The following is a 13,642-nucleotide window of genomic DNA, read 5'->3' on the forward strand; positions in this document are numbered from 1 at the left end:
GCTCTGGGCTATCAGCCGCCGATCTTCGTCAGCCCGCCCATATAGGGAAGGAGCACTTCGGGGACGGTGATGCTGCCGTCCTCGTTCTGATAGTTTTCCATGACCGCGATGAGCGCGCGGCCGACCGCCACGCCGGAGCCGTTCAACGTATGGACGAAATGTGTCTGCTTCTGGCCGGGCATACGATAGCGCGCATCCATGCGGCGGGCCTGGAAATCACCGCAGACGGAGCACGAGGAGATTTCGCGATACGTCTTCTGCCCCGGCAGCCACACCTCGATGTCATAGGTCTTTTGCGCGCCGAAACCCATGTCGCCGGTGCACAGCACCACGGTTCGGTATGGCAGGCCCAGCTTTTTCAGCACCGTCTCGGCGCATTGGGTCATGCGCTCGTGCTCCTGAATGGAGCTCTCGGCGTCCGTGACCGAGACCAACTCGACCTTGTAGAACTGGTGCTGGCGCAGCATGCCGCGCGTATCCCGCCCCGCCGATCCGGCTTCCGAGCGGAAGCACGGGGTGAGCGCGGTGAAGCGCAGGGGGAGCTTTTCGGCGTCGAGAATTTCTTCGCGCACGAGATTGGTGAGCGGTACCTCGGCGGTGGGGATGAGCCCTAATCGCCGACCGTATGTCTTGGCTTCCTCCGGCAGTGGCGCATGCACCATGCCTCCGTCCGGGAGTACAGCGCGAACCTCCGGGTGCGTAAAGAACAAGTCATCACCGAACTTCGGCAACTGCCCCGTGCCAAACAATGCATCGTCTCGCACCAAAAGCGGCGGCTGCACTTCCGTATAACCGTGTTCGGTCGTGTGCAGGTCGAGCATGAACTGCCCAAGCGCGCGCTCCAGCCGGGCAAGCTGGCCGGAAAGCACGGTAAAGCGCGAGCCCGACAGCTTCGCGGCCCGCTCGAAATCCATCATTCCGAGCGCTTCGCCGAGCTCGTAGTGCTCCTTCGCCCAATTGGGGAGCTTCGCCTCGCCGACCTTGCGAATCTCGACATTGTCGTCCTCATCGGCGCCGACCGGCGCGTCTTCAAGAGGCACATTCGGAATGCCGGCAAGCTGGTCGCGTAGCGCAGCATCAAGCTCGCGCTCCTTCGCCTCGCCGTTCTGGACAAAACTCTTCCGCTCGGCCACCTCGGCCTTCAGCTTCTCCGCCGTTTCCGTATCGCCGGCGGCCATGGCCCTGCCGATCTCCTTGGAGGCAGCGTTGCGGCGTTCCTGTGCCTCCTGAAGCTTCACCAGGTGCGTGCGGCGTTCCTCGTCGGCCGCGATCACCGCGTCGACGATAGATCGCGCCTCATCCTCCCTCTGCCCGCGCTTCACCAGCGCTTCCACAAGGGTTTTCGGGTTTTCGCGAATCCATCTTACGTCGAGCATGTGAACATCCGGGCATCGATTTGACCGTGAAGATCGCCCGAGCAAAGGCCCGCAAGGGAGTTTTAGGATGCGGTGCCGGTGTTCTGCTCCGCCGCCGCCTCGGCCTCAGCGGCCTGTTCCTCGCGCTTGCGCTCCATGATCCGGGCGCTCCAGATGGACACCTCGTAGAGAAGGATAGTTGGAAGCGCAAGGCCGATCTGGCTCACCGGATCGGGGGGCGTCAGCACAGCGGCCACCACGAACGCCCCGACAATGGCGTATTTGCGCTTTTCGACCAGACCCTCGGACGTCAGCAGACCGGCGCGCGCCATGAGCGTCGTCACGACCGGCAACTGGAAAACCAGCCCAAAGGAGAGAATCAGCGTCATGATGAGGCCGAGATACTCGGAAACGCGCGGCAGGAGTGAAATCTGTATCTCTTCACCCGGGCCCACCTGCTGCATGGACAGGAAGAACCACATGACCATAGGCGTGAAGAAGAAATAGACCAGCGCGCCGCCGATGATGAACAGCACGGGCGACGCCACAAGAAACGGAAGAAAAGCCCGCCGCTCGTTCCGGTAAAGCCCCGGCGCGACGAACTTGTAGACCTGCGTGGCGATGACCGGAAACGCCAGAATCAGCCCGCCGAACATGGCCAGCTTGATCTGCGTGAAGAAGAACTCCTGCGGCGCGGTGTAGATGAGGTCGACCTTATCTTCATCGAGCCCGGCCCACTGCGACGCCCACTGAAACGGGATCACCAGGAGATTGAAAATTTCTTTGGCAAAGTAGAAGCAGATAAGGAACGCCACGAAAAAGCCGGCGATGGCCCACATTAGCCGCGACCGCAACTCGATCAGATGTTCGATCAGCGGAGCCGAGGACTTTTCAACTTCTTCGTCGTCGTTCCTAGCGTTCACGACGTGGTTCCCGCTTTTTTCTGACTGCTTGCAGCAGCGTTCGTTTTGTTATCCGTTTTAGTCCCGCTATTGCCGACCGGCTTGGCCGCCGTCTTCTTCGGCGCAGATGCCTTTTTCGCCGCCGGCTTGGCGGTGGATTTGGAAGGCGACTTCCCCGCCGTTGTCGCCGCGGGTTTCTTGTCGCCGGTTTTCGCTGGCGTGGCCTTGGCCGAAGTGCTTTTCGCGGGAGAGGCCTTCGATGGCCCGCTCTTGGCCGGCGTGGCCGAGACCTTCGTCCCGGCCTCTTTGGCCTGCTCCGTCTTTGCCGGGGCGGCCGCACTTTCGCTTTTATCGGTCGAGGACTTCGGCTTCGCCGCGTCGTTCAGTCCGCTGCGAATGTCGCGTTCCGCATCCCGGAGCGGGCTCATATGCTTTTTCAGCTCATTGCGCGGGTCGAGCTCCTTCACGTCGCGAGCGAAATTCTTGACGTCGTCCAGCTCAGCCTCGCGCATGGCTTCGTCGAACTGCTTTCGGAAGTCGCCCGCCATTCCCCGCAGCTTCGTCGTAGTGCGGCCGAAACTGCGCAGAACGCGCGGCAAATCCTTCGGCCCTACGACAACGATCAGAACGATCGCGATCAGCAGAAGCTCAGGCCACCCGAAATCAAGCATGGTTTAGCGTCCGAAACTGCAGGAGGCGATCAGGTTTTGCTTGCCTTCTGCTTGGTTTCCTTCACCGGCTCTTCCGGCTGATGCTCCACAGTCTTCGCATCTTCGGAGTCGTCGTCGTCCGCCATGCCTTTGCGGAAGTTCTTGATACCTTTGGCCATATCACCCATCAGCTCGGGAATCTTGCCCCGCCCGAAGAGGAGCAGGACCACCACAAGCACGATGAGCCAGTGCCAGATTGAGAAGGAACCCATGATTGAATACTCTTTGCCCTGTTGCCGGATTACCTGATTTATGCGCTTTCGCGCCGTCTTTCAAACACTAGTACGTCGCTATGGCGCACATTTAACCAAATGTCACGTATCCCCGGCGGAAGTTGACCGCAACGGACGCGAGCACGTACGAGTTCTTCCGCCCCAGGCACGGCAAGTTCAAGTAGTTCCACTACCCCCAGAAACCGGCGCGAAACCACGCGCGCCTCGACATCGCCTGCTGCCTCGGTAATATCAAAACCCGAGAGGCGGACCGCCACGGTGACGGAATCTCCATCCGCTCTGCCAAGCGCGGCAAAGCGGCCTACCGGCGTCTCCGCCATGCCGGCCACCACGCGCCCGTCGAAAAGATTGAGCTCGGAGAAGAAGCCGGCCACGAAAAGATCGGCGGGCTGGAGATAAAGCTCCTCCGCTGTGCCGGCCTGAATCAGCCGCCCCTCCTTCATGAGCGCGATGCGGTCGCCGAGGCGCATCGCCTCCTCCGCGTCGTGCGTGACCACCATAGCCGTCGCCCGGCTTTGCCGCAGAATCGCGAGCGTCTCCGCACGTACGGAGTCTTTCAGCCGCGAGTCTAGCCCGGAAAACGGCTCGTCCAGAAGAAGCACCGCCGGACGAGGCGCCAGCGCGCGGGCGAGCGCCACCCGCTGCTGCTCGCCGCCCGACAGCACGTGTGGATATGCCTTGGCATAGGGCTCCAGCCCGACCCGAGAAAGCGCGATCATCGCCTCACGCTTGGATTCCTCGCGCGAGAGCGCCGTCAGGCCGAAACGTACATTGTCGAGGATTGTAAGATGAGGGAACAGCGCGAAATCCTGGAAGACAAGTCCGATGGAGCGCTCCTCCGGCGGCACGAAGGCGTTCGGGCCGGCAATCTCACGCTCGTTGAGGAGCACGCGCCCGCCGCTCTGCGTCTCGATACCCGCTGCGATCCGCAAAAGCGTCGTCTTCCCGGAGCCGGACGGCCCGAGCAGGCACAAAACCTCGCCCGGCTCGGCCGTCAGCGTCACGTCCTTCAATATCTGCTGATCGCCGGAGAAGCGGTGACTGATCCGCTCGAACCCGAGGCGCGCGGCAAACGTCACCCCCGCGGTGACACCTGACCGCTTTGCCTCCGACTCATTCATGCCCGCGACACTCTTGCCCGGCGCTCGATCCAGCATGATCCGTTCCACGCGCCTATTTGTTGATCATGCCCCTCAAGAAGACTTGCCCAAAAGGGTCAATCATCCTCCACGCGCGGTGTCAACAGACCTAGGTCCTCCAGGTCGATATCCGTCAGCGGATCCTCGTCTTCGGTAAGTGTGTCCGGGTCGCTCGGCGGCTGCGGCACGGAGAAATTCGCCGGCATGCGCGCGGAAAGCAGCCCAGCACCTTTCAGCTCGTCCAGTCCGGGCAAATCGCGCAGTTCCTCAAGGCCGAAATGGTCGAGGAATTCCAGCGTCGTGCCATAGGTCACCGGCCGTCCCGGCGTACGCCGGCGTCCGCGCATTTTCACCCAGCCTGTTTCCATCAGCGTGTCGAGTGTGCCTTTGGAGGTTTCCACGCCGCGGATTTCCTCTATCTCCGCCCGCGTCACCGGCTGGTGGTAGGCGATGATCGCCAGCATCTCCAGCGCCGCCCGTGACAGTTTCTTCTGCTGAACTGCATTGCGGCTCAGCAAGAAAGCGAGATCGCCGGCGGTGCGGAATGCCCAGCAGTCATCGACGCGAACCAGGTTCACGCCACGCTTTTCGTAGTCGCGCTGGAGATCCTCCATGACGGCGGAAATATCGGTGCCTTCGGGCAGGCGTTCGGCCATCGCCTTGGTGGAGACGGGCTCGCTACTGGCGAAAACCAGCGCCTCGGCCATACGCTTTGCCTCCGCAAGGACAATGCCCTCGGCGGCCGGCCGCTCTTCGCCGGTTTCCGCGTTTTCGTCATCGGGCCGAAAAGGGACGACGTTTCCGCTCTCGTTCATAGATCCCTCCAATCGGCGTGTCTCGGCCCCTGGCGCAGATAAAGCGGCGCGAACGGCTCTTGCTGGCGCATTTCAAGCGCGCCCTCGCGCACGAGCTCCAGAGAGGCGGCAAACGTGCTCGCTACCGCCGAGGGGCGTTCCTCGGGCCGCGTGAGATAGGCAACCAGGAAGCGGTCGAGTTCGGTCCAATCCGCCAGATCACCGATCATGCGGCCCAGCACGTCACGCGCCTGCTTGAGAGACCACACACCACGCTTGGCGATCTGTACGTTCGTCACAGCCTTGCGCTGGCGCTGGCTCGCATAGGCGGTAAGCAAATCGTAGAGTGTGGCGGTGTAGGTGCTTTTCTTCTGAACGATTACCGGCTCCGGCATGCCGCGCGCAAAGACATCGCGCTCCAGGCGGTTGCGATTGACCAGCCGCGCTCCGGCATCGCGCATGGCTTCCAGCCGTTTCAGGCGGAATTGCAGAGCCGCCGCCATCTCCTCGCCCGTGGGTTCTTCGTCATCCTCTTGCTGCGGGATCAGAAGGCGCGACTTGAGAAAGGCCAGCCACGCCGCCATGACGAGATAATCCGCCGCCAGTTCGAGCCGCACGCGGCGAACACGCTCAATGAACTGGAGATACTGCTCCGCCAGTGCAAGAACGGAAATTTTCGCGAGGTCGACCTTCTGGGTGCGTGCCAAGTGCAGAAGCAGGTCGAGCGGTCCTTCAAACCCCTCAACATCGACTGTCAGCGCCGGCTCGGAGACGCCACGCTCAGTCTCGTCTTCAGCCCACAGCTTATCCATGGGGATAGGTTTGCCGGTCGGCCTGTTGGTCGTTTCCTTTTTTGCTTCCGCCACTTAGATGGCTCCGTTGTCATATCGTTTCAAGCGACGCTCTCAAGGAACCCGCCGAATTCGGCCCGGGCCTCCGCCTCATTCGTGTCGTCGGCAGCTTTGCGCGCTGCGAGAGCTGCCAATGCCCGTGCCGCGCTTTTGCCCGACAATTCAGGCGCGTTTCGGGCCACGGCCCTCATTTCCTCCATCGAGCCGTTGCAGTGAAGGACAAGATCGCATCCCGCTGCAAGGATCGCCCGCGTACGCGAGCCGAAATCCCCAGAAAGCGCATTCATCGAAACATCGTCGCTCATCAGCAGACCGTCGAAGCCGATCTCACCGCGAATGATGTCCTCGATGACCCGCCGCGATGTCGTGGAAGGATTGTCGGGATCGATCGCGGCGTAAACCACGTGCGCCGTCATCGCCATCGGCAGTCCGGAAAGCGCCTTGAACGGGATGAAGTCCTGCGCACGCAGGTCCTCCAGCGAAGCGTCAACATGCGGAAGGGCTTTATGGCTGTCCGCACCGGCCCTGCCATGTCCCGGCACATGCTTCATGACGGGCAGGATACCGCCCGCTATCAGTCCGTCCGCCGCGGCCCGGCCAAGCGCGATAACCGTGTCGGGATCATTGCCGAAAGCGCGATTGCCGATCACGTCGTGCGCGCCGGCGACGGGAACATCGAGGACGGGCAAACAATCGACGGAGAAGCCGTATCGCGCCAGATCGAAAGCGTGGAGCCGGCCAAACAGCCATGCAGCCCGCGATCCCGCTTTGCGGTCGTGCTCATAAAGAGCGCCAATGGAAGCAGCGTTCGGATAGTCCGGCGCCAAGGGCGGCCGCAGTCGCTGCACGCGCCCGCCCTCCTGATCGACGAATACCGGCGCATCTGGCCGTCCGATAGCCTCCCGCATCGCGGCTACGAGGTCGCGCACCTGCTCCGCCTCCGCGATGTTGCGCGCGAAAAGGATAAAACCCCAAGGCCGCTCGTCGCGAAAAAAGGCTGTTTCATCGGCACTGAGCCGCGTTCCCGCTGCGCCCAGGATCATCGCTTTTGATTCGCTCATGGCGTGAGGATAGCGGCAAGCGAGTCTTAAAGCACGCGCCACCGCCAATTCAGGCGGCCGCGCGGTCGTTTACTGCGAAACGAAGCAGCTACCGCCGGAGGCTTTGAGCTGCTCACACAGTTGGATCGCGTCATTCTTGGAGGACGAGGGAATGCGCACGCGGTAAAAAGTGCCTCTCCCTTCGATATCGGCCTTCACGATGTTGACGCCCCTCCCCTCCAGCACGTTGCCGAAGCGCTGCGCCAAGGACTGATAGGACGCCTGGGCACCTTCCGCTGTCGGCTGGGACGCAATTTGCACAGACCACGGAGAACCGCCGGACTGCTGGGGGGACGCAGCCGCGGTCTGCGAAGCCTCTTGCTGCTGCTGTGGCGCGGCCGATTGCTGTTGCTGCGGCGCACTGTCCGCCGCGGACACAGAGGGGGTCTGAACAGACGCTACGTTCGTCGGCCGCGACGGGGGAATCGGTCCGGAATCGGGAATTGCAAGCCCGGTCTCCCCGCTTTCCTGGACTTCGCCATTATTTGCAGAAGGTTCCGCCTGCGGCGGTTCGTTTGGTACCATGGTACCATCGGGACGTACGACGAGAGAGCGTACCCGGCGCGGTGAGAGAGATGCCACTTCGTTAGTGCCACTTGTGTCGGTCGCTTCCGAGTCGACGGCGGCCAGTCGGTCCTCGATTTTATCTGCCACGGCATCGCCGCTTGTAACACTTTCATCAGCGAAAGTGCCGGTTCCATTACTCTCATCGGCAGGAGAGGCCGCATCGTCCTGGGTTGCCGCCAGAGCTGGTGAACCGTTCGTTTCATCTGCAGCGGACGCAGACAGATCATTCGTCACGTCTGCCGGTGGCGCGAGGGCAACCGACTGCCCGGAATTTGCTGCCGGCTGTTCAGTCGGCGCGTTCATGTCAATCCCGGGTGGCGGCAGTTCGACTGGATCTTCGGTCGTCGACACGAGACTCGCCTGTGCGGGCTGGGTATCCATGTCTTCACCCGAAACACGCTTGTAGACTTGATTGTCCTGATTAGGGATTTCGACGCCGCCCGGGTCCTCCGGTTTGACCTTTACAGGAGAGTTCTCCGCCGAAACCCGGATCGGACCGGAATCGCCATCTCCAAAGTTGAGCGCATAAACCGTTACGCCCCCGAGAACGGCAATAGCGCCGAAAACACAGCTCGCCAGAAGAGCGCGCGAGCCCCAAAGGGCTTTGGTTGATCGAAGAGGAGGAGGAGGCGCTATCCCCGGCTCGGGCGCAAGCGAACCCTGATGGCTGTCATTCCAGCCCTGCCTGTCTTCCCAGTAGCCATGATGGGCCGCTTCGGAGTGGAAGTCATCGCGTCCGCCTGATAGGCCAGCAGCAACACCACCGCCAATGACACCGGCAGCGGCCATGCCGCCGAGGCCGTAGTCTTCTTCTTCCGCATTTTCCGACGCCACATCCCCGGACTGCGAATAACCTGCCGATTCCTCGTCCTGCGGGACGTCAGGTGCAGCCGGACCCCCAAACGCGCCGGCGAGAATCTCCTCGATCTCATCGAAATGGCCGGTTTGCTGCTTTTCCTCGCGGTAAGGCACGTCAGGAATGTCGAGATTGTCCGCCAGAGCCACGGCCCTTTCCGGCACGTCGACCGTCTCGACCTGCGGCGGCGGCGCGACATCACCCGCTGGTGCATCTGATTGGGCGCCAAAATCCGTTGCCGGCCATTCAGCCTGCGATGCATCGCCGACCACATTGTCCTCCTGCGGTAGGCCCGCATGAGAACGAGCATCCTGCGCCGGCGCGGGCGCGTCGGAAAGCTCCGGCGCTAGCCCATGCAGATCCTCCAGCCCCGCTGCAAGCTCCTCGGCAGACAGAAGCGGCTGATCAAAATCGGTATCCTGGCTTACTTCGGTGACAGGTGTTTGTGCACCATCCGCACCAGGTGCTGGATCGTACCCCTGTTGCGGTTCCGCGAAGCTGGCGAACGCCGGTTCTGCCGCGCTATCCTCGATCGCATCCGATGGCAGTTGCTGCGGATCGTTTTGCAGTTCGACTGGAGCGAACTCTGGCTGCACCGGGTCCACCGCCTGTGATGCAACGACCTCCTGGACCTGCGGCTCAGGTTCGCCGTAAGTTCCGAAAGCCAGTTCGGGTGGAAGGGGCCGGAAATCCGTAAAGACCGGTATATCCTGGGCCTGCGGGTCCGAAGACACAGGCTCCTGCCCATCAAACTCCGACGAGGCCTCAGCCGCGCCGGGATCGTCGGACTGACGCTCTTCATGGGTTCCGAAGGACTGTTCAGGAGGAAGCGGTTTGAAATCGATGAAAACGGGAACATCCGGATCCCGCGCATCCGCCGCTACCGACTCCTGTTCTTCGGGTTCTACCGGCTCTGCCAGGTACTCGGGGGCGGGCTCGGAAGCATCCAGATCGCCAGGCTCTTGATACGGCTCGTCGCCGGTTCTGAAAGCCAGTTCGGGAGGAAGCGGCCGGAAATCCGTGAACATCGGAGCGCTCTGGTCCGGCTCTGCCGTCAGTTCAGCATCCAAGTGCAGCGGCTCCGCCGGGTCAGAACTTGCCGGGGTCTCTTCATCGAGTTTTTCGAAAACCTGATCGAGCTCCGCGTCCACGCTTGCAGCAGGCGCGTCGAGCCCGTCACCCAGGCTCAAGGCCTGATCGAGTTCGGCAGCCAGCGTATCCTCCGGCACCGAATCGTGAGCGGATATTTCGGGATAGTGTTGCGCGGGGACCGGCTCCTCGTCCTGTGAGGCCGCGACGGGCGCCGGCATCTCCTCCGGCACCTGCTGTTCCTCCTGACCGAGCGAAAGCCCGCCCATGAGTTCCTGCTCGAGATCAAGCGCCAGGTCATCGTGCGGCTCTTGCGCATCGTCCTGTGCCGGAGGCTGAGCCTCACCCGATCCATAGCCCATGATCCGCGTCAGCTCGGCAAAAGGGTCGTCCTCGAGGAGTTTACCCTGCTCCGTGCTTTTTCCGTTGTTGCTGTCAGCCATATTCCCAAACCCGATCGGACACCTGTGGCGTCACTGTTCGTGGCACTACCAGCGCAATATGGGCAAAAGGTGACAGGCTGCGCTTCAGCGCATTTCCGCCGGAGCTTCCGCACCGACAAGCGCCAGTGCGGATGTAACGACATCGCAAACAGCCTGCACCAGACCCAGCCTGGCACGAGACAACTCTGGGTCGTTAACTTTAACAAATCGTAAGCGATCTGTCTCCGTTCCGCGATTCCACTGTGCATGGAACTGGCTGGAGAGGTCGTAGAGGTAGAAGGCGAGCCGGTGCGGCTCCAGCGTCTGGGCAGCGCTTTCGATCAGCCGCGGATACTCGGCCAGCTTGCGGATCAGCGCAATCTCGCCCTCGTCCTTCAGCAGGTGCAGCGCCTTCTTCATGTCCGCACGATCGAAGCGCTCCACGCCTAACTGCTCGCGTGCCTGCCGGAACACCGAGTGGCAGCGCGCCGAAGCATACTGCACGTAAAAGACCGGGTTGTCCTTGGACTGCTCCGTCACCTTGGCGAAGTCGAAGTCGAGCGGCGCATCGGACTTGCGGTAAAGCATCATGAAGCGCACCGGGTCGCGCCCCACCTCTTCGATCACTTCGCGAAGCGTGACGAACTCCCCTGCCCGCTTTGACATCCGCACCGGCTCCCCATCGCGGTAGAGCTTGACGAGCTGACACAAGAGCACCGAAAGCTCCAGCGTATTGTCTGAGATCGCCCGCGCCAGCGCCTCCAGCCGCTTCACGTACCCGCCATGATCAGCACCCAGTAAATAGATCAGGTGCTCGAAGCCGCGGGAGTACTTGTCCTTCATGTAGGCGACATCGGCGGCGAAATAGGTGTAACTGCCGTCCGACTTGATGAGCGGCCGGTCGATGTCGTCGCCCACCTCCGTCGATCGGAAGAGCGTCTGCTCCCGGTCTTCCCAGTCCTCCGGCTTCTGCCCCTTGGGCGGCGGCAGCTTGCCCTTATAGACATGCCCCTTCATTGTCAGGTCGTTGACCGCGGAGCGGATCGCCCCTCCGTTTCCGGCATGCAGCGAGCGCTCGGAGAAGAACACGTCGTGATGCACGTTGAGCGCGGCGAGATCCTCGCGGATCATCGCCATCATGGCGTCGATCGCCCTGTTCTTAGTGATCTCCAACGCGTCCGCCTCCGGCATCTCCAGAAGCTTTGTGCCGTACTCCTCGGCCAGCGCCTTGCCGAGCGGCTTGAGATAATCGCCTGGATAAAGCCCCTCGGGGATCGCGCTGATGCTCTCGCCCAGCGCTTCACGGTAGCGCAGCAGTACGGAGCGGCCGAGCACATCTATCTGCGCTCCCGCATCGTTGATGTAGTACTCCTTGGTCACATCATAGCCGGCGAAGGCGAGCAGGTTCGCCAGCGCGTCCCCCACGACCGCGCCGCGGCAATGGCCGACATGCATTGGCCCTGTTGGATTGGCCGAAACATACTCGACATTGACCTTACGGCCCTTGCCCACCGGCGAGCGGCCGTAATCCTCGCCCAGATCCAGCATTTCGGCCAGCCGTGCCTGCCAGAACGCGTCCGACAGGCGCAGATTGACGAATCCCGGCCCGGCGATGCTCGCCTCGGCCACGTCGGGGTCGTCGGCAAGCTTTTCCGCCAGCCGCTCGCCGAGCCCGCGCGGGTTTTCGCCGACCGCCTTGGACAGCACCATCGCTGCGTTGGTGGCCAAGTCGCCGTGGCTCGGATCGCGCGGTGGCTCCACATTCACGCGGGAGAGATTCAGCTCACCCCCGTCCTTCGGCTCCAGCTCGAGGGATTTGACGGCATTGACGACCCGATCGGAGAAATCGGCAAAGATATTCATGGACAGTGTCCCGGAATGCGTAACCTTCATTGGCGGCGGTACATAGCGCCGGACGTGGCCTGCGCCTAGCTCAAATCGGGAGTCCGGTCAAACAGGCGCAGATGCTCCTTCAATGCATATGTGTCAGTCATACCGGCAAGAAAGTCCGCCACGTCGCGCGCCTTGACCCGGTCCTCCGCCCGGTCCAGCCCCTCGCGCCAGCCCTCCGGCATCTCGCGCGGCTCGGCAAAATAGGCATCGAAAAGGTCGCGCACCACCTGATCGGCCGCCCGGCGCACTTCCAGCACGGAGGGGTGACGGTAGAGATTGCCGTAGAGAAACGCCTTCAGCGCCTTCTCTTCCGTTCTCATCTGCCCCGAAAACGACACCATCGTAAGCCCCGCATCCCGGATATCGTCGATTGACGCCGGTTTCAGCGCGTCGATGTTCGAGCGCGCCGTCGCGATCACATCCTCCACCATCGCCGTAATTTGGCGGCGCATCAGTTCGTGCCCGGTGCGAACGGCATCGAGTGTCGGATAGCGCTCGCCCACCACCTTTAATATGCGGCCGGGCAGTTCCACCTCCCGCAGCATGTCGAGAGTAAGCAGGTCGGCGCGCAAGCCGTCGTCGATGTCGTGGGCGTTATAGGCGATATCGTCTGCGATGGCCGCACACTGCGCTTCCAGGCTGGCGAAGCGGCTCAATTCAAGATCGTGCAATTCATTGTAGATGCGGATCGCCCGCGGCACCGGGCCGTCGACCCCGCGACCGTCCCCGTCCTCCAACGGGCCGTTGTGCTTCACCAGCCCTTCGAGCGTCTCCCATGAAAGGTTCAGCCCGTCGAACTCCGCATAACGGCGCTCCAGCCGCGTGACCACGCGCAGCGCCTGCGCATTGTGGTCGAAACCGCCCCAGGGCGCCATCTTCTCGTTCAGCGCCTCCTCACCCGTATGCCCGAAGGGCGTGTGGCCGAAATCGTGCACCAGCGCAACCGCCTCGGCCAGATCCTCGTCACAGCATAACGCCCTTGCGAGCGCGCGGGCGATCTGAGCCACCTCGATAGAGTGGGTCAACCGCGTGCGATAATGGTCGCCTTCATGAGCGATGAAGACCTGTGTCTTGTGCTTCAGCCTGCGAAATGCTGTTGAATGGATAATCCGGTCGCGGTCCCGCTGAAACGGTGTGCGCGTTGGACTTTCCGGCTCCGGATGGAACCGCCCGCGCGTTCGCGCAGGATCGCAGGCATAGACCGCGCGCGGCCGATATCCGAAGCCTATATCAGTGGAGCCCGTCATGATTGCCGCTTGTTGACTCGCTGCCTTCCCGTTCATACCTATCTAGTCTGGATAAAAGCAAGGTGACCCCCATGGGTATTGATGCCAAGTCGGACATGAAGGGCGTCGAACTGACCGATGCCGCGGCAAAGCGTATCGTTAAGGTTCTTGAGTCCGAACCGGACAAGATTGCCTTACGCGTTTCGGTCCAGGGCGGCGGCTGTTCCGGTTTTTCCTATGAGTTCGACCTTGTCAGCGAACGCGAGGAGGATGACCACGTCATCGAGAAGAACGGTGCGACTGTATTCATAGACGAGCTGTCGCTGGTCTATATGGGAGGTTCAGAGATCGACTTCGTCGACGACCTGATCGGCCAGTCATTCCAGATCAACAATCCCAACGCCGTTGCCTCCTGCGGCTGCGGCACCAGCTTTTCAATTTAAAACGGTTTTCACTCCCGCGTGGCACTTTCCGGTTTCGCCCTTCTGGCGGAACCGGGCGTTAT

General features: G+C 61.9%; 12 protein-coding genes. 1 reads left to right on the forward strand and 11 read right to left on the reverse strand.

The window, feature by feature from the left end; translation table 11 throughout:
• Positions 1 to 11: 11 nt before the first annotated feature.
• The 11 genes from serS to LY631_RS05575 all read right to left on the reverse strand — a co-directional run bounded on the left by serS (position 12) and on the right by LY631_RS05575 (position 13,158).
• The gene (serS, locus tag LY631_RS05525) at positions 12 to 1,376 is read right to left on the reverse strand and encodes a serine--tRNA ligase (RefSeq protein WP_274424127.1); all 1,365 of its coding nucleotides are present in this window, start codon (positions 1,374 to 1,376) and stop codon (positions 12 to 14) included.
• Positions 1,377 to 1,438: 62 nt separating this feature from the next.
• Entirely contained in the window at positions 1,439 to 2,278 is an 840-nt protein-coding gene (tatC, locus tag LY631_RS05530) for a twin-arginine translocase subunit TatC (protein WP_274424128.1), read from the reverse strand.
• Positions 2,275 to 2,928, reverse strand: coding sequence for a Sec-independent protein translocase protein TatB (gene tatB / locus LY631_RS05535; protein ID WP_274424129.1), 654 nt, complete (start codon positions 2,926 to 2,928; stop codon positions 2,275 to 2,277). The genes tatC and tatB overlap by 4 nt, the downstream gene beginning before the upstream one ends.
• A gap of 29 nt (positions 2,929 to 2,957) precedes the next feature.
• Positions 2,958 to 3,179: a twin-arginine translocase TatA/TatE family subunit gene (locus LY631_RS05540; protein WP_274424130.1), complete on the reverse strand. Its 222-nt coding sequence runs from the start codon at positions 3,177 to 3,179 to the stop codon at positions 2,958 to 2,960.
• A 38-nt stretch (positions 3,180 to 3,217) separates the two neighbouring features.
• Entirely contained in the window at positions 3,218 to 4,321 is a 1,104-nt protein-coding gene (locus LY631_RS05545) for an ABC transporter ATP-binding protein (protein ID WP_274424459.1), read from the reverse strand.
• Between the two features lie 95 nt (positions 4,322 to 4,416).
• Positions 4,417 to 5,154 carry an SMC-Scp complex subunit ScpB gene (scpB, locus tag LY631_RS05550; RefSeq protein ID WP_274424131.1) on the reverse strand — a complete coding sequence of 246 codons (738 nt, stop codon included), beginning with the start codon at positions 5,152 to 5,154 and terminating at the stop codon, positions 4,417 to 4,419.
• Positions 5,151 to 5,945 (reverse strand): segregation and condensation protein A, encoded by a 795-nt coding sequence (locus LY631_RS05555; RefSeq protein WP_274424460.1) that lies wholly within the window; start codon positions 5,943 to 5,945, stop codon positions 5,151 to 5,153. The genes scpB and LY631_RS05555 overlap by 4 nt, the downstream gene beginning before the upstream one ends.
• Positions 5,946 to 6,025: 80 nt before the next feature.
• A complete protein-coding gene (nagZ, locus tag LY631_RS05560; RefSeq protein ID WP_274424132.1) occupies positions 6,026 to 7,045 on the reverse strand; it encodes a beta-N-acetylhexosaminidase in 1,020 nt (339 codons plus the stop codon).
• Positions 7,046 to 7,114: 69 nt separating this feature from the next.
• A complete protein-coding gene (locus LY631_RS05565; protein WP_274424133.1) occupies positions 7,115 to 10,039 on the reverse strand; it encodes an SPOR domain-containing protein in 2,925 nt (974 codons plus the stop codon).
• Between the two features lie 84 nt (positions 10,040 to 10,123).
• Positions 10,124 to 11,881, reverse strand: a complete 1,758-nt coding sequence (gene argS, locus LY631_RS05570; protein ID WP_274424134.1) for an arginine--tRNA ligase — start codon at positions 11,879 to 11,881, stop codon at positions 10,124 to 10,126.
• A gap of 65 nt (positions 11,882 to 11,946) precedes the next feature.
• The gene (locus tag LY631_RS05575) at positions 11,947 to 13,158 is read right to left on the reverse strand and encodes a deoxyguanosinetriphosphate triphosphohydrolase (RefSeq protein WP_274424135.1); all 1,212 of its coding nucleotides are present in this window, start codon (positions 13,156 to 13,158) and stop codon (positions 11,947 to 11,949) included.
• Positions 13,159 to 13,229: 71 nt separating this feature from the next.
• On the opposite strand from LY631_RS05575, the gene erpA reads away from it, so the two are divergent.
• Positions 13,230 to 13,580 carry an iron-sulfur cluster insertion protein ErpA gene (gene erpA / locus LY631_RS05580; RefSeq protein ID WP_274424136.1) on the forward strand — a complete coding sequence of 117 codons (351 nt, stop codon included), beginning with the start codon at positions 13,230 to 13,232 and terminating at the stop codon, positions 13,578 to 13,580.
• Positions 13,581 to 13,642 lie beyond the last annotated feature (62 nt).

Origin of the sequence: Chelativorans sp. YIM 93263 (genome assembly GCF_028767125.1) — a bacterium.
Taxonomy (GTDB): Bacteria; Pseudomonadota; Alphaproteobacteria; order Rhizobiales; family Rhizobiaceae; genus Chelativorans.

Coding starts and splice junctions, on each gene's coding strand:
- argS (WP_274424134.1), bottom strand. CDS start 11,881: ATGAATATCTTTGCCGATTTCTCCGATCGGGTCGTCAATGCCGTCAAA.
- LY631_RS05555 (WP_274424460.1), bottom strand. CDS start 5,945: ATGGATAAGCTGTGGGCTGAAGACGAGACTGAGCGTGGCGTCTCCGAG.
- erpA (WP_274424136.1), top strand. CDS start 13,230: ATGGGTATTGATGCCAAGTCGGACATGAAGGGCGTCGAACTGACCGAT.
- LY631_RS05575 (WP_274424135.1), bottom strand. CDS start 13,158: ATGACGGGCTCCACTGATATAGGCTTCGGATATCGGCCGCGCGCGGTC.
- LY631_RS05545 (WP_274424459.1), bottom strand. CDS start 4,321: ATGAATGAGTCGGAGGCAAAGCGGTCAGGTGTCACCGCGGGGGTGACG.
- serS (WP_274424127.1), bottom strand. CDS start 1,376: ATGCTCGACGTAAGATGGATTCGCGAAAACCCGAAAACCCTTGTGGAA.
- LY631_RS05565 (WP_274424133.1), bottom strand. CDS start 10,039: ATGGCTGACAGCAACAACGGAAAAAGCACGGAGCAGGGTAAACTCCTC.
- nagZ (WP_274424132.1), bottom strand. CDS start 7,045: ATGAGCGAATCAAAAGCGATGATCCTGGGCGCAGCGGGAACGCGGCTC.
- scpB (WP_274424131.1), bottom strand. CDS start 5,154: ATGAACGAGAGCGGAAACGTCGTCCCTTTTCGGCCCGATGACGAAAAC.
- LY631_RS05540 (WP_274424130.1), bottom strand. CDS start 3,179: ATGGGTTCCTTCTCAATCTGGCACTGGCTCATCGTGCTTGTGGTGGTC.
- tatB (WP_274424129.1), bottom strand. CDS start 2,928: ATGCTTGATTTCGGGTGGCCTGAGCTTCTGCTGATCGCGATCGTTCTG.